The following is a 22,861-nucleotide window of genomic DNA, read 5'->3' on the forward strand; positions in this document are numbered from 1 at the left end:
ACAGTTGTCATTTGTCGTTGCTAAATACAGATGACTGATGAGTGTTAGAGGAAAATAGGTAATGTCATCATGGATTAAGTCCCCAAATTAAAATGCGCTTGTAGGGAAAGAAAAATGGACGTTCGTCTGGTAAAATACTAAATAATTTTTGTTGATATCTGGCTACAAATCGCTCATAAGTTTGGGTATCTAACTGCGTTTCATAGGCAGTGAGTAACGTTCCCCGATACCATTCCACTACAGCTTCTCGCGATGGTAACAAATGCCCGTAAATTTGTAACTTTACTTGTTGTTGAACAAAACCTAACTTATAAAGTAGTTTAGCATAAGCTACTGGAGAAAGTACTTCTAGGCGTCGCACATATCCATTTAATTCTTGACTAAATTCTTGTGCTGTCTCTACAGCTAACTGATGCACTGGCTCATCATCCATTGCCGGAATTTGTATTGCTAATTGTCCGCCTGGTTGCAATTTATCTCGTAATTTAGCAAATAATGTTTCGTGTTCTGTTAACCACTGTAAAGCAGCGTTAGAAAATATAACATCAAATTTACCGTCTCCTGGGTTATCTTCAATTCTTCCTTGCTCAAACCGCAATCCATTACCTGCAAATTGACTCGCTACAGATAACATTTTTTCAGAAGCATCGATTCCCAAAGTTTCTTTAGCTGCTAATTTTTCATGTAGATACTTGGTTAACTTTCCTGTTCCACATCCTAAATCTAAAACTCGTAAATTTTCGTGGGTATTTACCAAATCTACTAAGTCGTAAAAGGGACGACTTCTTTCTGCTTGAAATCGTTCATATTGCTCTGGGTTCCATTTATCTGGCATTTTAATACCCTATTTTTGATGTATGTGTAATAAATTTGAGTTCTATATTTATTAAATAAAGTGCAGTTTACCTAGTTTCTTTAAAGCAAAAAATAATGAACTGATATGAAATGATTGCAGCAGTATACCGTTATCGATGTTTTGAATCAAATTATCTAATGGCAAGAGTTTTACATTGATGATTTCGGTTGGATCTAACTTTAAATCGGCTACAAGCTCTACATTTATTGCTAAAAAACAATGGATCAAGTTATTATGAGTTGCTGGATTCGGTGAGATTATTCCTGTCTCAAGAAAATTGTCGCTTGAATATCCTGATTCCTCTAATAATTCACGTTTTGCTGCTTCAAGTGGTGAAATATCTTCTGGTTCCATACAACCACCAGGTAATTCTAAAACTGTTTGTTGAATACCGTGGCGATATTGTTCAACTAACACAACTTCCTGATTTTTGGTTAACGCGACAACATTCACCCATGTTGAATATTCAAAAACATAAAAAGGCTCGACTATTTGTCCATCTGGCGTTTGACAACTGTCAGCACGGAGTGTAAGCCATTTATCTTTTAATAGATATCTGGACTTTAATATTTTCCAATTTAAGGAATCCACATTTAAACCTCTTTTTGCTTCGGTACGAATTCGGTAATGTTAATCATACTGGTAACAATGAAACATGAGCAGAAACTATCTTCCATCCTTGCGGAAATCTATGCCAAGTTTGGCTTTGTCTCCCAAAACGTTCTACATTATTGATAATGCGGCGAAATTCTAAAGTTACAGTTGCTGTATCCTTGCCAAAAGTCACAACTTTAAGATGAGAAATTTCGCGCTCAATTTTTGGGTTCAGTCGAGAGGCGCGAAAATTGCGAATCTCTTCACTACCGTAGAGATTTTCTGTTACACCAAAACGTACTACTTCAGGTGCATCCCAAAATAAACTATCCATCACCTCTAAATTGTTATTAGCCAAAGCTTCTTCGTATTTAAGGTATAAATCAGTTACTTCAGCTACAACAGCAGGGTCATTTACTGTAGTCATTGTTGTTAATAATTTACGAACTCTGAATTATTTTGTCACAAAATGACCTATGTAGAACTGGCGAAAATTTATAGCATAAAAAACACGAATCATAGATTTTTTGATGTCTGTCGCCATACATCACTGCTAGCCGTGAATAAAAAAGTAGATAGTCATACTGAAGGCAACAAAGATGACAAATTTACGAATTAATTGGGGTTTAAGTCTACGTGCATAATGAGCGCTGAGATATCCGCCTAAAGAACCACCCACAGCCATTAAAATCGCTTGTTCCCAAGCAATTACACCTGCAAAAATAAAGGGGATAATGGCAATTCCATTAATACAACTGCCTAAAAATGCTTTAAAAGCGTTAATTGTATGAATATTTTTGATACCCAAAAACGATAGAGTAGCCAACATTAAAATTCCTAAACCTGCGCCGAAAAAACCGCCATAGATAGCGATCGCTAATTGTGCCAAGGCAAGGTTAAATATAGGTACAGATTCCGGTGTTGACTTCTGGCTCTGAAGCTGCAACCATCCTCTGAGAGTGTCGCCAAAGGTAAATACTAGGGTTGCTGATAGTAGTAGATAGGGGATGAGCTTCTTAAACACATCTGCCGAGGTATAGAGTAAAGCTAAAGAGCCAATAATTCCACCGAATAAACTTATGCCACATAACAGCAAAAAAACCTGCCGTTTAATCCCCAAATCTTTACGGTAGGCTCCAGCACTAGCCAGAGCAGCCACCCAAATCGCGGTATTATTTGTAGCATTCGCAATAATTGGCGGTACTCCTGTAAAAATCAGCGCGGGAAACGTAATAAAACTTCCACCACCTGCAACAGCATTCAACCCACCTGCAATGAAAGCGGTGCTGAATAAAAGTAAGCTATGGATAATAGTTAAAGATGGTGGCATGATTTTGAGTCACAAATTAGGAATTATCAATTTGGGAATATCTTCTGGAGAATGAGCAATCCAATCAGCACCGTGAGTTGTCAATTCTTCCTCGCTTCCGTAGCCATAGGTAACGCCGATGGTTGCAACTTGATTTTTCTTGGCTCCGATCATGTCGTGTTTGCGATCGCCTATCATGACAACGGTAGAGGGTGCTAAATTTTCCTTCAGTAATATATGCCCAATTAAGTCGCCTTTAACACTGCGGGTTCCATCCAGTTCGCTACCGTAAATCCCATCAAACAAAGGCGATAAGCCAAAATGTTCAATAATGCGGATGGTATAAATGTAAGGCTTAGAAGTAGCAATAAAGGTTTTGTAACCGTAAGCACGCAAGGTTTTGAGGGTTTCGGGAATTTGGGGATAAAGCAGATTTTCAAATAATCCAATCGTGGAAAAGCGATCGCGGTAAAGTGAAATAGCCTGTGTCAGTAACTTCTCATCTGTAGTTTTTAATAACAGTGAAAAAGTCTCTGTGATTGGCGGGCCGATATACCAACTCAACTCATCAACATCGGGTGATGTATAACCCAGTTCCGAAAGAGCATACTGAATACTACGAGTGATACCAGGCTTGGCATCTGTCAAAGTTCCATCTAAATCAAATAAAATGTTGGGCATGGGGCATGGGGCATTGGGCATTGATAGTTGCTATTCTCGCATTATCTTCCTTGTCTCCCTTGTCCCCCTTGTCTCCCTTGTCCCCTTCATCCCCCTCATCCCTTAACTCGACGTACTACGCTTACGCAGAAATTTTTCTCGGCTCAACAAAGCGATCCCCAAGGTGACAACACCAATACCTACACATTGAATTACATTTAAAGTTTCGCTAATTGTTGCCCATGCAATCAGGGCTGTCATGGCTGGGCTACTAGCGCCAATAATCGAGGCGGTAGTTGCACCAATCTTGTGAATCCCTACATTGTTGAGACTGTGTCCCAAAAAGCTGATTAAACCGGAGAAAATACTGCCAATCCACATCGGTGTCCAGTCTAGTTGGTGACTGGGAGGTGCAAAGAACAGTAAGCTGACACCAGAAAGCAGCAGCGTTGAGGCAAAACTAATCCAGGTAAAAGGTACTGGATGAAGTTTTTCTAAACATTTTTGGGCAAGAACGTTATAGCAAGCGTTAAAAATTCCCGCAATAATGCTCGCACCAATGCCGATCGCAATGGTATTACCGCCACTCACAGCAGAAGATTGGGGAACTGTGAGAACGCTGCCTATGAGAATAATACCCATGATTAGCCAACTAAAGGATGTAGGGCGATCGCCAAAAAACCTCCAAGAGAGTAGTGCTGTAAACACGGGATAGGTAAAAAAGAGGGTGAGGGCAATTCCCGTGGGGATCAAGCCAATCCCTATATACAACGAGGTAATATAGACAAACATGAGTACTCCACAACCAAAAGCTTGGAGCATCACATCTCGGCGATCGCGTCTAAATAAGCTGATGAATTCTTTAGGTGCAGATGGATATAGCTTGAATGATACAGATGCCATCAGTGGAACTACTAATAGCATTCGCATAAACATCAGTAAAAATGAATTCTGCAAATCTGGTTTAACGTAACCACCGAGTAAAAACAAACTCAGTACAAGATGTTCTGAGAATAAAACTCGGACGGTAACGTTGTGAAATGCCAAAAAGAACGAGGACAGAAGAACTGTCAGAATGCCTAACAAGGTAAAAGTTTCCTTAGCAGCTACTTTAGTGCTTTACCATAACCCAAGAGATTAAGTCAAAAGACCCACCAATTCGGGAGCAGTAGCATTTGTGGCAAACTGATTTACCGGACGGGTTGACACTCTCCGCCCTATAAGGGCGAAGATTCTTCAATCTTTGACCCAACTTGCTCAGACAGGATTACTCCTGCATGAGTAGAGGTCGAATCTCCTGAAGCGTTCGGATCTATGACCCAAGTTCCCGTATGCCCTACGGTACTCAAGGCTAATTTCAGAATATTGATAGCAGCATTCCAATCTCTATCCAGTACAAAGCCACATTCACAAACATGGGTTCTTGTTGATAGAGATTTTTTGACAACTGCACCACAGTTAGAGCATTCAAGCGACGTATAGGCAGGATTAACCGCAACAGTTACCCTGCCAAACTTCACCCCAAAATACTCTAACCATTTCCTGAATTGATACCAACCAGCATCATTAATCGATTTGGCGAGACAGTGATTTTTAACTAAATTTTTAATCCTCAAATCTTCATAGGCGACCAAATCGTGAGATTGGATTACGCAACGCGCCACTCTCTTGGCATGTTCTTCACGTTGCCTACTTATTTTGAGGTGTACTCGCCCTAATCTATTAATAGCTTTTTTGCGATTGGATGAGCCTTTTGTTTTACTTTGAACACGCCTTTGCCTAAATTTTAGGCGTTTTTCCCCTGTGCGATAAAACCTTGGGTTAGGTTCACTATGTCCATTGCTGTCGGTGTAGAACTCTTTTAGCCCAACATCTAAACCAATTGTTTTACCAGTTGGTTGAGTTTCTACCTTGTTATCTGCACTCACCAAAAATTGAACATAGTACCCATCAGCACGACGGACTAACCTAACTCGTTTTATCTGCTCTAATTGGTAGAAGTTTAAATCCCACGTTCCTTTAAGTTTGAGCTTACCAATACCTTTTTTGTCGGTGAAGGTTATTTGTTTCCCGGTTTCAGAAAGCGCCCATCCAGATGTTTTATACTCCACTGAGCGAGAATTTTTTTTAAACTTTGGATATGCCTTTTTACCCGCAACAGACTTTTTACAGTTGTCGTAGAAACGAGCAATAGAACTATAAGCTCGTTCAATAGAGGCTTGGCAAGCACTAGAATTCAAGGCTTTTACAAATGAGAATTCACCTCTCAATGACTTGCTCAGACGATATAAGTCTTTTTGTCCTACACCGCGGTTATCCATCCAAAAACGGATAGCTTTGTTGCGGACAAATTGAGCGGTTCTAATCGCCTCATCAATAGCAGTGTATTGAGTTGTTTTCCCCTTGGCTTTGAATTCTAAAACAATCATTTGTGTGGAAAACTCCTACGCAAATATTCTAGCATAATTAAAGCCGTCCTCTAAGCGGCGCACTGAAGCTCTGCCGAAGTGGACGGGGCTTTAGACCCAGGTCTTTGGTAAATATCACTTCTGCTGTGCGTGCAGCCAGTTCTTGCCCAGCTTCCGAAGAACCAGCTTGCACAATCACCGGATATCCTTGGATGGGGCGGGCGACATTCAACGGGCCGCGCACTGAGAAATGTTTACCTTTATGGTTGGGGATGTGCAATTTATCAGGATGGAAATACAGGCCTGATTCTTTGTCGCGAATCAAAGCATCGTCTTCCCAACTATCCCAAAGCTTGGTGACAACTTCTAAAAATTCTGTGGCTCTCTCGTAGCGCAGTGCATGTTCTAAATGTTCTTCCTGGTTAAAGTTCTTGGCTGCGGCTTCGGCAGAAGAGGTGACGACATTCCAGCCAGCACGCCCACCACTGAGATAATCTAGCGATGCAAACTTACGGGCGAGGTGAAAAGGTTCTTCATAGGTAGTTGATGCAGTTGCTACTAACCCGATTTGCTTTGTCACCACAGACAAAGCTGACAATAAAGTGAGCGGTTCAAAATGGACGCTAAATTGTCCCGAACGGCTAAAAGCTTCTCTACCCTGTCCTCGATCCCAGACGGCTAAACCATCTGCGAGGAATACCATATCAAATTTACCCCGTTCGGCTGTCTGTGCTAGCTGGGTGTAATGCTGAATATTCAGCCCTCCGTCTGCTTGGGCTTGGGGATGTCGCCAAGCTGCAACGTGATGGCCTGCGTCTGGTAAGAATGCACCCAGTCTTAATTGTTTCTTCTTTGTGGTCATTATGATCTCTGGAAATGCGTTTGAGATATTAGCTAAGAGAAGGAAGAGAAGGAGGACAAACAATTCAAAATTAAGAATTCTATTCGACTTTTGCCCAATGCCCAATGCCCAATACCCTACACTCCCGGCGTACTTCCCCCATCAACAAGAATCTCTGCGCCTGTAATTGAAGCAGCGAGATCGGAGACTAAAAATAGGGTTAATGCGGCAATTTCTTCTGGTTGGGCAATTCTTTTGAGAGGAATTCCTTGTAGGGTTTCTGCTTTTGCTTGTTCAACTGTAATCCCTCGCGCTTGGGCGTTTTGTTCTGCTAAACGTTCGGCTCTTTCGGTAGCAGTCGCACCAGGGGAAATGGCATTAATCCGAATGTTGTACTCGGCTAATTCTTTAGAAATTCCTCTTGTAAAGTTGAGCAAGGCGGCGTTGGTTGTCCCACCTGGAAGGAAGCTAGGGCGGGGTGTCCTACCTGCACCACCGATGATATTGACAATTCGTCCATCCCCTCGACTCTTTTGATGGGGAACAACGGCTTTAACTAGGCGAATATAGCCTAATAATTTTAAGTTCCAAGCATCTAGAAATACATCATCGCTCAAGTCGAGGAACGACCCAGCACGGGCTGATCCAGCATTATTGACTAAAATATCAATTTGACCAAACTGCTGTAATGTAGTGGAAACTACTCGCTCCACACTCTCGGCTTGAGTTAAATCGGCACTGATAGAAATGACTTTCGCCCCTGTTGTGGGTAGGGATTGGATAGCACTAACTGCATTCTCTAGCCGTTCTGGGTTACGAGCGGCAATGACTACATTCACACCTTCACTATAGAGTGACTTGGCGATCGCTAAACCAATACCCGCACTACCGCCTGTGACAATTGCTGTTTTACCTGATAGTTGTAGATCTAAGCTCATGAGATGAATTCCTAGATATTTGTGTTTTGAATATTTACGGATAAATTAAGTAGGTCGGCACAATTAATGTCATTTGTCATTTGTCATTGGTAAGAGTTTCGACAATGTTTATATTGCGTGACATAGTTTGGTTTATTATTGCCGACTTACTTAGTCTTTCTTACCTTCGATATTTTTGTGACTTGGTTAATGATATTTAATAATATACGTAAAGTCGATAGATTTTTTGTGTTTTGTAATAATTGCCATACATATCAGATGTATATTAAATAATCAAGTACCCAAGAGAATGATGTTTATAGAATAGCGATCGCGCCTTCAATTCCCTTTATCAAAATAACTGAAAGTAAGCATTACCCATCCTACATAATACTTTTCTTCCCTTCTGCCATCTGCCATCTGCCATCTGCCTAAATAGCAATAGCACTACTAAGAAGATAATTATTTTCCTGCTCCAGCAATTTTGGTAATAATCTCATATCATTAAATACAACAGATGCACCAGCTTCTCTGAGTTTTTTTGGTTTCGTTAACTCTGAATAACCAAATACAGTCATACCCGCATTTACTCCAGCCATCACGCCAGTTGGCGTATCTTCAATTACCAGGCATTCTTCTGGAGAAAAACCCATCGTTTCGGCTGCATATAAAAATACGTCTGGATAGGGTTTACTACGTATAATTCCTGTAGCAGTAAAGATTTTTCCAGCAAAGTAACTGAATAAATCTGTTTTTAATAAAGCTTGTCTGAGCCATTGATGGCTACTATTTGAGGCTACACAAAAAGAAAGATTAAGTTTACTTAAAACATCATGTATTCCTTGCACTGGTTTGAGGTGTTTTATAAAAGCTTGCATTGTGCGTTGTTCAAATTCAGTAGCAAACTTACTTGGTAAAGGTTGACCGAGAATATCTTGAATAGTTTCTAGACAAATAGCAGTAGATTTACCAGCACAAATATCGAACACATCTTCTAAAGTTAGATATAAGCCGATTTCATTGAGCATATCCAACAAAATAACATTGGCGATGATTTCACTATCTACAAGCACACCATCGCCATCAAAAATTACTAAATTGAATTTATTCATTAATCGCGAAAATTTGATAGGGGTTGATTGTTGATTGTTGACTGTTGACTGTTGACTGTTGACTGTTGACTGTTGACTGTTGACTGTTGACTGTTGACTGTTGAATGCGGTACGGGCGGGTTTACAAATATCTTCGCTTTTATAACCCGAATATGGGTGAACCCGCCCCTACAGATCACCTGAATTGTTGACTGTTGAAAAATTTATTGGCTATTTTTAATGACTGGAAAGATTTAATTAGAAATGTTTAATACTGCCTTGCCTGGGTAGGTTCTATCTAATAATTTCTGGGCAACATCGGCTATTTGTGTCCAATCACCTTCAATATCAATGTGAGGACGTAATTGTTCGGTTTCTACTAAACGTAAAAGTCTTTGAAGTCCGATGGCAGCTGATTCTCGTTGTAGTTCGTGGAATAATATTAAACCGTACAAACTTGCGCCACCTGTAGCAAAAAATTGCTGGGCGTTGAATGTTACTTCTGCACCTGCTGATACACCAAACAGCACAACAGTACCGTCCTTTGACAACAAACTCAAAGCTGTGCCTAATGTTTTACCACCTACTGACTCAACAATTAGGTGATAGGGAGCAGATTCATCATTTGCGGCAATACTTTCACCAATAATTACAGAATCAGCACCAGCATTTTTCACGAAAGACTCAAACTCTGGGCGGCGAATATGCGCCACTACCTTTGCGCCACTAAGTTTTGCTAGTTGAATTGCAAAGTATCCTACACCACCAGATGCACCTGTAATTAATACTGAGCGTCCTAAAACTGAACCGCCTTTGAGTAGAGCATGGTAGGCAGTTAACCCGGCTACTGGTAATGTGGCAGCTTGCGCAAAAGATACTGAGGGTGGCAATTCTGCTAGTGAGTGAGTTGGAACTGAAACCAATTCTCCCCAAGCGCCACCCCGCAGTAAAGCGACAACCCTTGTGCCGACAACCGGGCCGGAACCATCAGCAGCCGGGGTTTCTACCACACCCGCCAAATCCCAACCAGGCCGCCAGCCTGCTTCTGCGGTGGTTGAACGTCTAATTTCTCCCCGATTCAAGGAAATGGCTGCTACGCGAATCACAGCTTCGTTAGGCGCTGGGGTAGGTGCATCGACATCACGCAGTACTAAACGCCCAGCTACAGAAGGATCGACTACAACGGCACGTATTTTACTCATAGGAAGGGGGACAACTAAACTGTTGACGGTTGACTATTGACTCTTTAAAGATTCTTGGGACAGGGTGGTAACTATATCTGATAATGAGCGATCGCGATCGCTTTCTTCTGGTGTTTCTCTACCTAAAGAGGTTTCTTTGACTAGGCGGTAAACATCAGCTGCGCCTTGAAAAATCTTCTCGGTTAAATCTAAGGCTTGAAATGTATCTGCAATCTCTTCCATTTCTCCAATCCATCGATGTGCTTTTGGTGTCATGGATGGCAGAGAACGAGTCAGTATTTTTGCTAGTTCTGGTTGGCTAGTCGTTATTTCATCCCACAATTCTTGATCTAAGTTGAGGCGATGGGCAGCAATTAGTAATTCTGTGCCAATTGCTGTCAATCCTTTTGTGAGGGCTGCGTAGGACATCTTTAACCCAGAAGCTTTACCAATTTCATCGCCAATTACCCTGATATCTAAGCCATAATCGCGCAGTTGTTGGAGTTCTACAGCCTGTTTTCCTGATGCATAGATGCGGGTACGATTGGGAACTCGTGGAGGTGGGCCAATTATTGATGCATCGACAAATTGTCCACCCTGTGATTCGATGATTTGGGCAATATTTTTGACTTTCTGGGGTGATATGGCATTGGCATCAACATATAAAATATTCTTACCAACATTACCTATTACCTCAGCTACTTGGCTTGCAGCTTCAGTGGCGGCTGCGGGAACTAGAACTGATAGCACAATATCTGATTCAATTACCAGTTGTTTAATTGAACCGACATCTTCAACATTAGCGGCGGTTGCTAATTGTCGAGTGCGATCGCTCCTTTCCTCTAAAGCCGCAATTGTCTTTAATCCATGACGATTGAGTACAGATGCGATCGCCTGTCCCATGTCACCAGGACTTAAAATACCAACAGTTTGTATTTGCATGGAAGCTTAATTCCAAAATGCTGCGCAATAAGTACTGATGCGCGTATTTCGCAACCAGTACTTTTTGTTCAGCATGGGTTTGGAGATTGAGTTATGAAATAAAATACGGTAAATTGATTGAAATACCGTACTTTAGCTCTAAACAGAAAACTATCACAAATTGTTCTGAGAAAGCAAGTGTTCAATCACAGTGAAAACGAGACTTAGACTAGCCGATAAACAAGATGCATCACAAATGCTGGCAATTTATACGCCAATTGTCCGCGAAACGACGATTTCTTTTGAGTTAGAACCACCAAGCGAAGTTGAGTTTCAACAGAGGATCGAGAGCTACCAACAGCAGATGCCTTGGTTAGTTTGCGAAATTAATGGTGAGATTGTCGGCTATGCTTATGCTAGTCCTTATCGTACCCGTGCAGCGTATCAATGGTCTGTAGAATCTTCCGTATACGTCGGTGAAAAATATCGCCGCCAAGGAATTGCCAAAGCCTTGTATACAGCGCTATTGAAGTTACTGCAACTGCAAGGATTTTATAACGTTGTTGCTGCGATCGCTTTACCCAATCCAGCCAGTGTAGCTTTACTTGACATCCTCCCACCGCTAACTATGAGCGGGTGTAGCGGGGGATTCCTAAGACTCACGACTTAGGTTTCTGTTTCCTTCCCTTACGGGTTTTTCGTAGTTGCCCTTTAACACTATGGTTATCAGGTCTTACACTCGCTCCACAGACTGTCACCGTGTGTCCCACGGCCAAAATATTTTTAGCTGCATTGATATCCCGGTCGTGGCGTGTCCCGCAGTTGGGGCAATCCCACTCTCGGATATTCAACGGCAACTTTTCAACAACGTGACCGCAATGCCCACAGCGTTTACTACTGGGAAACCATCGGTCAATTTTTACCAAGGTTCGACCATACCAAAGAGCTTTATATTCCAGTTGCCTCACCAACTCGCCCCATGCAGCATCGCTGATAGCACGAGCAAGTTTTGGATTCTTGACCATATTCTTAACTGCCAAATCCTCAACTACTATCGTTTGGTTTTCACGAATCAGTTGAGTTGTCAGTTGATGCAGATGGTCAATTCTTGCATCAGAGATTTTAGCTTGAATACGAGCAACTTTGAGCCTAGCTTTATCTCGGTTGCGAGAGGCTTTCTGTTTACGACTCAAGGACTTCTGCGCTTTCCTCAACTTTTGATAGTGTTTGTCAAACGCTTTGGGATTAGCAATTTTTTCACCCGTACTCAGGGTAACAAGACTGCTCACCCCAACATCCAACCCCACAGCACTATCAACTGGATGCAAAGTTTCGTCAGACGGATCATTAATTCTCAGGCTGACAAACCAACGCCCAGAGGGTTCAAGTCTAACTGTGATGGTGCTAGGTTCGCATCCCTTTGGCAGTTGCCTAGACCATTTAATTGGCAGTGGTTCAGAACACTTAGCCAAATAGACTTGTCCATCCTTCCAACGGAAAGCAGACTTGGTAAACTCTGCACTACCGCCACTGCGTTTGGTTTTAAAGTTGGGGTATTTCGCCCTACCCGCAAAGAAATTAGTGAAAGCAGTTTGCAGATGTCTCAAGCCTTGTTGCAATGGTACACAACTCACCTCGTTGAGAAACTGGAGGTCTTCGAGTTTTTTCCACTGCGTCAACATGGTGGAGGTTTGAGCGTAATCTACTCGCTCTTGTTTCTCATACCAAGCTTCGGTTCTCGCTGCCAAGGCTCGGTTAAAAACCAGTCGCACACAGCCAATTGTCCGGCGCAATATCTGTTCTTGCTCGGCAGTTGGATACACTCTGTAACGGTAGGCTTTTTCCACGCCTCACATTTTACCATTAAATCTGTGAAATACTTACAACTCGCTATGCACCAAAGTTTAATTACTCACTCGTCGCTCACCCCATTCCTCTCACCGCCAAACTTCGGGTTCGGCGGGAGTCTCCTGGGGGTGTTAGATGAGCAGATTTTAACTTGAATATCGCTGATGCAGCCCAACCGCCTCCCGCATAGGCTACCTGATAGTCATCAGACAAAAGTAGCCTTTGCAACATATCAAATGCACCTGGTATCGCCTTGACTCCATCACTTGCTTGTGCGCCATCAACGAGTAATTCTAAAAAACGCTGTTGAAATACTTCAACCTCTCTCGATGTAGGAATGCTAGCAAGTTTACTCTGACAAACTTCTTTCAAAATGCAAGCATCTGTTACATGAGTATATGATGCCCAGTCGCTTGATACTTCCGAGACAGCAAATACTTCCGACAAAGCCTGTAAATATGATTCATTATCCAAGTGATTGGATTCAGTCAGAGTACCATCAATATCAAACATTACTAATTTCACCATATTTACTTTATTTCACCTGTAGGGTGTGTTGTCACGAAACGCATGACTAATCAACTATCATTGGTTAAATCTATGCTGAAAATACAAAATATTGATAGATAAAGTGTCATTTTGGCAATTTCCATTACTTGTGTTCTTTTGCTGGACATGAGATGCTAATTTATATTAAGTACGTTTAATCGATAAATTTACAGTATTTTATTTGCGAAGGCAAATAAAAATGATTTTGTGCAGCCTGTAATCAAGGATGCACTAGAAATTATTTTGCAGAATTACACAATATTTGTGTGAGATATTTAGGGAGTGCGAACATGAGTTTAAAATATTTCTTGTCCAGGTTAAAAAAAACCAAGCTTAAGCCGAAAATTTTTGCTGTATTAGCAATATTTTTTGCGGCATTTTTGATTCCTTTATTACCATTATCAGCATTTTCAGCCAACCCTAGCGCTAAAATTCAGTTTGTTTCGCCTAATTGGCTGGCAGAAAATTCTCAAGATAAAAATTTACGAATTTTAGATGTCAGGAATTTTCCTCTCGACTATATAGAGGGACATTTATCTGGTGCTGTAAATATCGCTGATACTGCTTTTCGCGGCCCCAGAGAAGGTTTACCAGTACAGTATTGGAATAACGAAAAGTTAGGACAAATCTTTGCCAATTCAGGATTAACAAATAATAGCCGCGTGCTTGTATATTCAGATGGTAGAGATGTTTTAGGCGCAACAATGGTTGCTTATTTACTAGAACGTTCTGGATTAAAAGATATCGCTGTCTTAGACGGTGGCTATACAGGTTATAAAGCTGCAAAAGATGTCACCAAAGAATTTCCGCAGTACAAAGTTGGTAAATTCACAGTCAAAGATAACCCTTCAGTTCGCGTTAGTTTAAATGATGTGAAAAAACTGATTGGTAAGCCAGGAGTGACATTTATCGATCCTCGTCCTGAAAAATTATTCCGAGGTGAAGAAAATATTTGGATACGTAACGGACATATTCCAGGAGCGCGGAATATTCCTTGGGTAACATTTATGGATGCTCAGAATCCTCACAAATTAAAGTCATTAGACGAGATTAAGAAGATTCTCGCTGATAAAAAGATTGACCCCAAAAATGATATTATTGTTTCTTGTAGCACCGGACGAGAAGCAACATTACAATATGTAGTCTTAAAGCATCTTTTGGGTTATCCAAAAGTCAGGATTTATGAGGGTTCTTGGACAGAATATAGCGCCCAGAAAGATTTACCAGTAGCTACTGGAGATGAGAAAGTAACCTAATACCAAATCAGGAAAAATCCATGAAATATGCAATTTTGTTAATTGCAGCATCTATGATGACATTGTTCCCAGTAGTAGATGTATTTGCAGCTAATAATTCCCCGCAAGATAACTTAGTTAGTTGTCGCAGAAGTCAAGAACAACCGCCAAATTCTACAAGCGATCGCTCCGGCGCTTAGTACAATACTCCCCTAGAATTTACACTGATTCCTTGTCCTCAATCAAGTTCTGAGTGATGGAAAACATCACTCAGAATTATTTATTATTTGGCAAAGATTACGAAGTTCTGTTACAGTTCCAAACCCTTGAATAGATATTTTTCCAGAAAATGATTCACTTCCTCGGCACACAAACCGACATGAACCGTTTTCCCTGCTGCTTTGAGAATATCTAATCCTTTACCGTTATTGCGCGGATCTGGATCGACTAGCGAGACATATATTTCTTGAATGCGTGGATCTTTTGCGATCGCCAAAGCACAAGAAGGTGTGCGTCCTTGAAAAGAACAAGGTTCAAGAGTGACGTACATTTGCAAAAACGCTAAATCTTGACCTTGAATGTAAGTAAGTGCATCAGCCTCAGCATGATGCTTTCCTGGTGAATGGGTATATCCTACTGCTACTATCTCGCCAGCATGGACTATGACACAACCTACTGGTGGGTTTGGTAAGCATTCTGGTAAAGCTGTTTTGCTTTGAGCTAAAGCAGCCAGCATAAATTTATCGTTCATCTTGTTAAATCTCTGTATGAAAAGCTAGCCAGCAAATAACTTTTTTACAGCAGTTTTCACCTATTTAAAGCACATCTGTCGTAGTAGGGGCACGGCACCGACAATCTTTTGGTACATGCAATAATTTTACTGGTGCCGTGCCCCTACAGCGTGGTTTATTTACCTGCAAATAGCTTTAATATCCTTGTTGCGGGCGATGGTTTCTCTGCGACACCCTACGCCCTACCTTCCCTAGTTCCTAGCCCCTAACCAGATACTTTGCAATATTTAATGTTTGATAACCTAATAATTCGTATATCATATACTTGTGTTTGCCAGCACATCTTTTTTTGGATGGATTGTGTAAGCTGTATCTTGATTGTCCAGTTATAGGTGAATGCCTGTACCAGACATGATTACCTCAAAGCCTTACAGTCAAAGGATTTTATAAATCTGCCATCCAGATACAATTATTTTTTGGGCGTATGTCAGTAGTGGAAAGCTTAAACTTTCGTCTTTTCATAAGTCACTTACTAGCTATTGATAAGGGTTTGACCAAGATGTGTCAGGTTATCAAGTCAAGCAATGAGTTTTGAGCAGTTAGGAATCAGCCAAAGTTTTTTAGCAGCAGTCAAATGATGACTGATGTTGTGAGAAAAGCGATCGCTATTAGCGAACCGTATTATTGAAGAAGAGAACAAAGTCGATGAGTAAAAAACGTCAGTTTCGGTTAGGTGCATTTATTCAAGCCACTGGACATCATATCTCTGCATGGCGACACCCTGACACCCAAATAGATGCAGGGTTGAATTTCGAGCATTACAAAGAAATTACCCAAACAGCCCAACGAGGGTTATTTGATGCAGTCTTTCTTGCAGATAGCCCAGGAGTTTGGGGGAACGGTGGCGAAAATCAGTGTCGTAATGGTAAAATCGCCCATTTCGAGCCTGTTACACTCTTCTCTGCTTTATCTTCAGTCACTCAAAACATCGGTTTCATCGCTACCGCCTCAACTACATACGAAGAACCCTACACCCTAGCACGGAAGTTTGCTTCTCTAGATTACTTGAGTAAAGGACGCGCCGGTTGGAATGTAGTTACCACAGGTAATGATAACGCCGCCGCTAATTTTGGACTGGAACATCACCCAGATCACAGCCTGCGTTATGAACGGGCGGAAGAGTTTGTAGAAGTGGTCAAAGGATTGTGGGATAGTTGGGGTACAACCGGGATACGTGTAAAATGGGACACGATGCAAAGTTTTGTTAATATACTTGCAATAATGCAAACTTTATGAGTGAGTTTTTCCCAAAACTCACTCTCTTGACGCAGAGTATAGTGTCTTCTCTTCAACTACCAGCAAAAATATGATTATTTTGTGTAAAAACTCGTGCTGAATATTAGCATAATAATTTCACTCTTTATAGTAAAAAGCATTGTCAAAATATAAACTCTTAAGAATTTAAGTTAAACTTTTTAGAGCCTGACGCGCAACTTCTTGGGCCCTAGATGACGTAACTTTTTGGTAACGTAGAGTTGTTTGAATATTTTCATGACCCATCAGTGCCCGTAATTCCTCAATACCCATTAGCCCAACACGCTCAGTAGCAAAAGTATGCCGTAAATCGTGGATTCTGACTCCAACTAACTCCGGATATACACTTATTAACTCTCGCCAATATTCATGCACAGTGCGATAGCTAATTCTACTAACAACTTTAGTCACTGGCTGTTGTGCTGTGAAGAGTGCATCTACGGTATTGTGGCGCTCATATTTGATATATTTACTTAATGCCTCGGCAGCCCCATGACTAAAATAGCAACAACGCTGTTTGTTACCTTTACCAACTACTTGAAATTTATATAAGTCTTGGTTAACATCATGTATATTTAACGCTAAAAGCTCTGATATACGGCAACCTGAGCGATGTAGAAGATGCACTATAGCATTCATACGTAGGTCAGATTTAACAGAATCATAAAGGATATTTAACTGTTCAGGTGTTAAATATCGCACTAGAGAATCAGTTTTATGTTCTCCTCTATCAGGATTTGGTTGACGCTGTTTTAAACCACTAATGGGATTAAACTTAATATAACCTTGCTCCACAGCGAAATTAAACAAACTTTGTAGTATAGCTTGGTACTTGCGATGAGTTGTATAGCTGCAATCATCCAAACTTCTTAAATACTCCATTAAAGTCTGCTTACCGATAATTTCAATCGCCCAAATTCCGTATTCTCCAAGTATTGGTTTCAACACCAATTCATAAGTACGTCTGGTACTTTTAGCTAAATCCGGACGAGACAAAAACTCCGTAATAACAGTGGCTAAAGTAACAGTCAATTTATCTCCAAGTTATGTAATTTCTATCGAGACAAACAATCATTATTTAATATATCTTTTTTAGGATAATAATGATGATTCTTGATGGATACTTTGAATACACCCATGCCACAGTCACCTCTTGGCGACTACATTAAGCGGTTGCGCGTGGAATTAAAGATGAGTCAAAATCAGTTAGCTCATCAGGCTGGTATTCACCTGCATACATACGGAAAAATAGAACGGGGGATCACGACGAGATTAAATCACAAAACCCGTCGGGGGCTAGCTAGGGCTTTATCGATACCAATTGAGTACTTAGAAGGAATTTGTAGCGATGAGGGAATACAGCAACCATTTACCAGTACTAAATTTTGTCCCCAATGCTGGACTCCAGGGACACCCACAGAACCGATTTGGAACGATATCAGGTCATTGTACTGCTTTATGTGTGGGTTTGAGCTTGTTGATCACTGTCTCAAATGCAGCAAGTCAGTGACAACTTTCAAGCATTCCTATTGTCCTTATTGCGGCTTTTATTACAAAAATACGATTGTTGAAATTGGTAGTAAAAGAGAACTTGCTTTGAGAAAAAACTCTCGAACCAAGAAAAAGTGAAGATTTTGTTTTATATCTATAAAAGCAATACCAGTATGGACAATCCATCAATACCAGCGTGACATCAATTGAACGTACCGCTTATCCTAGATTCAAACGCCAATTTACCACCAAAGAACTTACTGAGATTTATACTCCAACTAAATCTGAAATTGCTTTCGCTTACAATACGACGAAAGGTGAAAGTAATATTTTGAGCCTGCTCGTCATCTTAAAATCATTCCAAAGACTGGGTTATTTTCCATCGATTGCAGATATCCCACTGAAAATCATTAACCATATTCGCAGTCATTTAAAATTGGCTCTTGATATTTTTTTGGGTTATGAAAATAACAAAACAATGTATCGACATCGAACAGCTATCCGCGAATATCTTCAAGTTAAATCTTTTAATCAAACTGCGCTACATTTAGCGGTAGCTGCGGTGAATGAATCAGCCCAGGTGATGGATAATCCTGCTGATTTAATGAATGTAGCTATTGCCGAACTGATTAAAAATAGATATGAGTTGCCAGGATTTAACACATTAAATAGATTAGTACGCCGAGTTAGGAATGTAGTCAATCAAAATCTATTTAAATTGGTACTTAGTCGCCTAAGTAATGATTATCAACAACGCCTACTCGACCTTTTAGATAATCATCCAGTAGAATATAGAAGTCTCTACAATAATCTCAAGCAACTTCCTAAACGCCCGACCCGCAATCACCTCAATGATTTAATTGTACATTCAATCTGGCTTGATTCTTTGGGAGATATTAAACCACTCCTTGCTGATATGACAGCAGCTAAGATTCAACACTTTGCTGCCGAAGCGAGAGCATTAGATGCGAGTGAAATCAAAGAGTTCAATTTACCAAAACGAATTACTCTAATATTATGCCTGATTTACTCGGCCAGCGTGATAACGCGAGATAACTTGGTTGAAATGTTTCTCAAAAAAATGCAGTTAATTCATAATAATGCTAAGAAAGAGTTAGAACTTATCAAACAAAGATATCAAGAAAGCGTTGAGAAGTTACTGGGAGTTTTCACTAATGTTCTACAAGTATTGGTTGATGACCCGTCAGAAGTTGGGGCTGTCGTTAAGGTCGATAAAATTGATAAGGTAGAGCAAGTTAATCAAATACTCATTCCATCTGGTGGTGCTGAAAAACTCTTAAGTGAATGTGAAGCAATAAATGCCTATAAGGGAAATAATTATTTCCCCCTATTGTGGCAATTTTATAAAAGTCACCGCAGTACTTTTTTCCGGTTGCTAGGTGCTTTGAATTTTTCATCTACTACCAACGAACAAAGTGTAGTGGAGGCATTGAATTTTATTTTAGAAAATCAGTCACGGCGGGGTCAATTCTTTAATAATACTATTGATTTAGATTTTGCTTCTCCTCAATGGCAGAAACTTTTATTCGTTGAACAGGGAAACAAAACTAAAATTGTGCGTCGCCATCTGGAAGTTTGTGTTTTTTACTACCTAGCGGCTGAATTGAGGTCGGGGGATATTTGCGTCAAGGGAAGTGAGAATTACGCTGACCATCGAGAACAGTTGTTGCCTTGGTCAGAATGTTTACCACTGATTGACCAGTATTGTGGAGATTTAGGTTTTGCTAATAATGCAGTTGATTTTGTTGAACAACTCAAGTCTTTGTTAACTGATACGGCTTTTAAAGTGGATGCTGGTTATCCAGATAATCGTCAACTTGTGATTAATGATTTGGGTGAACCTGTATTAAAAAAATCTGTGCGTCATGATTTGAGTCCATCAGCTAAGACTTTACTTGAGGCTGTGGAACAAAGGTTTGGTGAACGTAATTTGATTGATATTCTGCGGAATGTTGATTATTGGACTAATTTTACACGCCATTTTGGGCCGATGAGCGGCAGCGACCCGAAGTTAGAACGGGCGACGGAACGTTATTTGTTGACTAGTTTCACCTATGGTTGTAATTTGGGGCCGACTCAAGCTGCAAGACATATGCGGGGTATTGTCACAAGTAAGGAAATATCGTTTGTTAATCGCCGTCATGTGAGTGTGGATAAACTGAATGCAGCGCTTGTGGATATTATTAATCGCTACAATGTTTTAAAGCTTCCGAGCATTTGGGGTGACGGGACAACGGCGGCGGCTGATGGGACTAAGTACGAAACTCTATGAAGAGAATCTGCTGTCTGAGTATCATATCCGCTATGGTGGTTACGGAGGAATTGCTTACCACCATGTTTCCGATACCTATGTGGCTTTGTTTAGCCATTTTATTTCCTGCGGAACTTGGGAGGCTGTTTACATTATTGAGGGTTTGTTGAAAAATCTTTCTGATATTCAGCCTCATACGATTCACGCAGATACTCAGGGACAGTCAACGCCTGTATTTGCTCTGTCACATATGTTGGGGATTAAGTTAATGCCCCGGATTCGGAATTGGAAGGATTTAAATTTCTTTCGCCCAGATAATGATACGGTTTACAAGCATATTGATTCTTTGTTCAAGGATGCGATTGATTGGGAGAAAATTCAAACCCATTGGCAAGATATTTTACAGGTTGTACTTTCGATTCAAACTGGCAAGATTTCCAGTGCGGTGCTGTTACGAAAACTGGGTAACTATAGTCGCAAAAACAGATTATACCAGGCTTTTCAGGAGTTAGGACGGGTAATTAGGACGGTATTTCTGTTGCAATATATTTCGGATATGAAGTTACGACAACAGATTACTGCGGCAACGAATATTGTTGAGTCTTATAACGGTTTCTCAAAGTGGTTTTTCTTCGGTGGTTTTGGGGTTATTGCTAATAATGACCCAATCGAGCAGGAGAAGATTATTAAATATAATGATTTGGTTGCTAATGCTGTGATCTTCCACAATGTTGTGGATTTGACTGAGATTTTGCGGGATTTGCTGAAGTCTGGTTATTTGATTACTCGTGAAGATGTGGCGGCGTTGAGTCCTTATATGACAAGTCATATTAAGCGTTTTGGCGATTACTTGATTGATATGGAGACTGTGCCGAATTTGTTGGATGATGACAATCTCTTAGTTTTGGCTTGATAAATTTTGAAGGTAGTTCTGGTAAGGGTTGTAGAGTTTTTGTTTACATAACTTTACAACGTGTCCCATTTTGCACGTATCCGGTTGTACCCCTATTTGCGGGACGATGTTGTAAGGTAAGTTGTCTCTATCTGTATCTGTCTCTAAGATGACTTCATCTGCTTCGACACGAACATTGGTGAAGGTAGTTGTGCCTGTACCTGTTAGCCTTTGTCCGAAACCGTCCCAGTCGTCTACAAGCTCTATTCCCTCGCGGTTGAGCGGAATGAGGATGAAGGCATTCGTTTCATCTGCTGCTAACACCCGCACGAAAATTAAGTCTGCATAAATACTGCCAGTGCTGTAATACTTCTTACCATTGAGACGATAGCCATTGCCATCGGGTGTTAATTTTGTATTCACGACTTGACCGCCACCAGAGCGTTTGGCTTCTAGTTCTGTCGCCGCCAGTCCAATAATTGCGCCATCGACGACAGCTTTGAGCCAGCGACGATTCCTTTCGCTGCGCTGAGAACGCAATATTCTTTCTGTGACGGAGAAGTGATTTCGCACAATGTGAGCGACGTTAGGATCGGCATCACCCAAGCGAATCACAACCTCTAATAGCTCCCGCACTGAACTACCAGCACCACCTTCTGCAACGGGGATTCGCAATGCACCCAACCGGGAACTGCGGATGAGGTCGATAATATCAAAAGGCAAAATGCGATCGCGATCGCGTTCACTTGCACCCAGAGCGATATAGTCTAATAGGGTTTGCAATTCCGGCGAGTTAGGCGTAACAGCAGCCGAAAACTGCAAGGTAGAATCGATAACTTTTTCTTCAATTTGAGTCATGGTTTTATATATAGGGCATTGGGCATGGGGCATTGGGCATGGGAAATTAATAATAAGTCCCCGATTTTAGATTCTTTGTTAATCCAAAATTTCATAGGACTTACGCACAAAACCGCTCAAACTCTTATTCCTCTGTGGACTCTGCGTCCTCTGCGGTTTATTTTTCCGTAATCTAAAATTCATTGGCTCACGCTCAAAAGTTTTGGTAGTTGCTCAACGGGAGTATCCAGGAGATAAGCGAGAACTTCTCTGCGCCAACCGTCGTAAACAGCGTTAATACCATCAACTCCGGTAATACCCTTGGCTTTATGAGCAGTATCCCAATGGTCTATAAGATAGTTCGTGCGTCTTTGCTGAATCTCTTCATCTCGCTCTAACAGTCGTTGAGCTAGTTCGGCTCGCTCATTTGCTGATGCTTTATCATAAATTTGCTTCCACCAATCAATGACCGCTAACCGATGAGCTGCTTCATCAGGTAGTATTCTGTCTACAAAATAGCTGGCGGTTTTGGGGTCGCTAATTCGACCTACTCGGCTTTGCAGCAGGAATGGCCCAACAACATGAAGCTCATAATGGATTTGAAATGCAGCGAATCCCAACCAATCCCGCACAGCAGAATCACCCATAAATTCCCAATGTTCTTTTACCTGTCGCTGAATCTCATTGATGGGGTCATAGCCTAACAACTCCTGTACTCGGAGGCGACTATTAAGGGAGTGTGCGCCATCATCCCCTAATTGGCGACTTAAAGATAGTTGCCAATGGGGATCGTCAATTAATTGTGCGATCGCTCTAGGGCGTGTCATCAATTGAGCCAAATGACAGAAGCAGCCAGATAAATTGCACCTAGAAAGTTTGTAGCACGTTTGTCGTAGCGTGTTGCGATCGCTCGG

21 protein-coding genes and 3 pseudogenes are annotated in these 22,861 nt (G+C 41.1%); 6 read left to right on the forward strand and 18 right to left on the reverse strand.

The features are described 5' to 3' along the window. Positions 1–67 precede the first annotated feature (67 nt). From AACW45_RS27475 to AACW45_RS27530, 12 genes and pseudogenes are all read right to left on the reverse strand, one after another. Positions 68–835 carry a methyltransferase domain-containing protein gene (locus AACW45_RS27475; RefSeq protein WP_190636248.1) on the reverse strand — a complete coding sequence of 256 codons (768 nt, stop codon included), beginning with the start codon at positions 833–835 and terminating at the stop codon, positions 68–70. Positions 836–886: 51 nt separating this feature from the next. Further along, positions 887–1,447 carry an NUDIX hydrolase gene (locus AACW45_RS27480; protein ID WP_190636250.1) on the reverse strand — a complete coding sequence of 187 codons (561 nt, stop codon included), beginning with the start codon at positions 1,445–1,447 and terminating at the stop codon, positions 887–889. A gap of 43 nt (positions 1,448–1,490) precedes the next feature. Next, complete coding sequence (gene hpxZ, locus AACW45_RS27485; RefSeq protein WP_190636251.1) at positions 1,491–1,877, reverse strand: oxalurate catabolism protein HpxZ; 387 nt, start codon at positions 1,875–1,877, stop codon at positions 1,491–1,493. Positions 1,878–2,003: 126 nt separating this feature from the next. Then, positions 2,004–2,780: a sulfite exporter TauE/SafE family protein gene (locus tag AACW45_RS27490; RefSeq protein ID WP_096646069.1), complete on the reverse strand. Its 777-nt coding sequence runs from the start codon at positions 2,778–2,780 to the stop codon at positions 2,004–2,006. Positions 2,781–2,789: 9 nt separating this feature from the next. Continuing rightward, entirely contained in the window at positions 2,790–3,440 is a 651-nt protein-coding gene (locus AACW45_RS27495) for an HAD family hydrolase (RefSeq protein WP_190636253.1), read from the reverse strand. Between the two features lie 102 nt (positions 3,441–3,542). After that, complete coding sequence (locus AACW45_RS27500) at positions 3,543–4,505, reverse strand: DMT family transporter (RefSeq protein ID WP_190636254.1); 963 nt, start codon at positions 4,503–4,505, stop codon at positions 3,543–3,545. Between the two features lie 131 nt (positions 4,506–4,636). Next, positions 4,637–5,848: an RNA-guided endonuclease InsQ/TnpB family protein gene (locus AACW45_RS27505; protein WP_190636256.1), complete on the reverse strand. Its 1,212-nt coding sequence runs from the start codon at positions 5,846–5,848 to the stop codon at positions 4,637–4,639. Positions 5,849–5,888: 40 nt separating this feature from the next. Beyond that, positions 5,889–6,689: pseudogene (locus tag AACW45_RS27510) on the reverse strand (NtaA/DmoA family FMN-dependent monooxygenase); the annotation flags it as partial. Positions 6,690–6,805: 116 nt separating this feature from the next. Continuing rightward, positions 6,806–7,606 (reverse strand): SDR family oxidoreductase, encoded by an 801-nt coding sequence (locus tag AACW45_RS27515; protein WP_190636258.1) that lies wholly within the window; start codon positions 7,604–7,606, stop codon positions 6,806–6,808. Between the two features lie 410 nt (positions 7,607–8,016). Then, on the reverse strand, positions 8,017–8,697 hold the full coding sequence (locus AACW45_RS27520; RefSeq protein ID WP_190636260.1) for an HAD family hydrolase: 681 nt from the start codon (positions 8,695–8,697) through the stop codon (positions 8,017–8,019). 233 nt (positions 8,698–8,930) lie between these two features. After that, on the reverse strand, positions 8,931–9,878 hold the full coding sequence (locus AACW45_RS27525) for a zinc-binding dehydrogenase (RefSeq protein ID WP_190636262.1): 948 nt from the start codon (positions 9,876–9,878) through the stop codon (positions 8,931–8,933). A gap of 33 nt (positions 9,879–9,911) precedes the next feature. Beyond that, a complete protein-coding gene (locus tag AACW45_RS27530) occupies positions 9,912–10,799 on the reverse strand; it encodes an NAD(P)-dependent oxidoreductase (RefSeq protein ID WP_190636264.1) in 888 nt (295 codons plus the stop codon). A gap of 190 nt (positions 10,800–10,989) precedes the next feature. On the opposite strand from AACW45_RS27530, the gene AACW45_RS27535 reads away from it, so the two are divergent. Further along, positions 10,990–11,448 (forward strand): GNAT family N-acetyltransferase, encoded by a 459-nt coding sequence (locus tag AACW45_RS27535; protein WP_313933811.1) that lies wholly within the window; start codon positions 10,990–10,992, stop codon positions 11,446–11,448. Here the strand turns inward: AACW45_RS27535 and AACW45_RS27540 are convergent. Then, a complete protein-coding gene (locus tag AACW45_RS27540) occupies positions 11,438–12,625 on the reverse strand; it encodes an RNA-guided endonuclease InsQ/TnpB family protein (RefSeq protein ID WP_190636266.1) in 1,188 nt (395 codons plus the stop codon). The two genes, AACW45_RS27535 and AACW45_RS27540, sit on opposite strands and share 11 nt — an antisense overlap. A 76-nt stretch (positions 12,626–12,701) precedes the next feature. Beyond that, complete coding sequence (locus AACW45_RS27545) at positions 12,702–13,154, reverse strand: HAD family hydrolase (protein ID WP_190636268.1); 453 nt, start codon at positions 13,152–13,154, stop codon at positions 12,702–12,704. A 311-nt stretch (positions 13,155–13,465) separates the two neighbouring features. Between AACW45_RS27545 and AACW45_RS27550 the strand changes: the two genes are divergently transcribed. After that, positions 13,466–14,431, forward strand: coding sequence for a sulfurtransferase (locus AACW45_RS27550; RefSeq protein ID WP_190636270.1), 966 nt, complete (start codon positions 13,466–13,468; stop codon positions 14,429–14,431). Positions 14,432–14,451: 20 nt separating this feature from the next. After that, positions 14,452–14,610, forward strand: a complete 159-nt coding sequence (locus AACW45_RS27555) for a hypothetical protein (protein ID WP_190636272.1) — start codon at positions 14,452–14,454, stop codon at positions 14,608–14,610. Positions 14,611–14,720: 110 nt separating this feature from the next. On the opposite strand, the gene AACW45_RS27560 is transcribed toward AACW45_RS27555, so the two are convergent. Then, positions 14,721–15,161 carry a bifunctional diaminohydroxyphosphoribosylaminopyrimidine deaminase/5-amino-6-(5-phosphoribosylamino)uracil reductase RibD gene (locus tag AACW45_RS27560; RefSeq protein WP_190636274.1) on the reverse strand — a complete coding sequence of 147 codons (441 nt, stop codon included), beginning with the start codon at positions 15,159–15,161 and terminating at the stop codon, positions 14,721–14,723. Positions 15,162–15,846: 685 nt separating this feature from the next. Here AACW45_RS27560 and AACW45_RS27565 point away from each other — a divergent pair. Then, a pseudogene (locus AACW45_RS27565) lies at positions 15,847–16,359 on the forward strand (LLM class flavin-dependent oxidoreductase); the annotation flags it as partial. Positions 16,360–16,602: 243 nt separating this feature from the next. Here AACW45_RS27565 and AACW45_RS27570 read toward each other — a convergent pair. Further along, entirely contained in the window at positions 16,603–17,487 is an 885-nt protein-coding gene (locus AACW45_RS27570) for a tyrosine-type recombinase/integrase (protein ID WP_190636276.1), read from the reverse strand. 105 nt (positions 17,488–17,592) lie between these two features. On the opposite strand from AACW45_RS27570, the gene AACW45_RS27575 reads away from it, so the two are divergent. Further along, positions 17,593–18,084 carry a double zinc ribbon domain-containing protein gene (locus tag AACW45_RS27575; RefSeq protein ID WP_339385097.1) on the forward strand — a complete coding sequence of 164 codons (492 nt, stop codon included), beginning with the start codon at positions 17,593–17,595 and terminating at the stop codon, positions 18,082–18,084. Between the two features lie 58 nt (positions 18,085–18,142). Continuing rightward, a pseudogene (locus AACW45_RS27580) lies at positions 18,143–21,131 on the forward strand (Tn3 family transposase). Here AACW45_RS27580 and AACW45_RS27585 read toward each other — a convergent pair. Together AACW45_RS27585 and AACW45_RS38485 are read right to left on the reverse strand one after the other, a co-directional pair. Next, on the reverse strand, positions 21,117–22,001 hold the full coding sequence (locus AACW45_RS27585; protein ID WP_242045780.1) for an acyl-CoA dehydrogenase family protein: 885 nt from the start codon (positions 21,999–22,001) through the stop codon (positions 21,117–21,119). The pseudogene AACW45_RS27580 and the gene AACW45_RS27585 overlap by 15 nt on opposite strands. 146 nt (positions 22,002–22,147) lie before the next feature. After that, the coding region (locus tag AACW45_RS38485; protein ID WP_373462103.1) for a hypothetical protein at positions 22,148–22,861 on the reverse strand (714 nt) is incomplete at its 5' end.

It is taken from the genome of Calothrix sp. FACHB-168 (assembly GCF_963889195.1).
GTDB classification, from domain to species: Bacteria; Cyanobacteriota; Cyanobacteriia; order Cyanobacteriales; family Nostocaceae; genus Aulosira; species Aulosira anomala_A.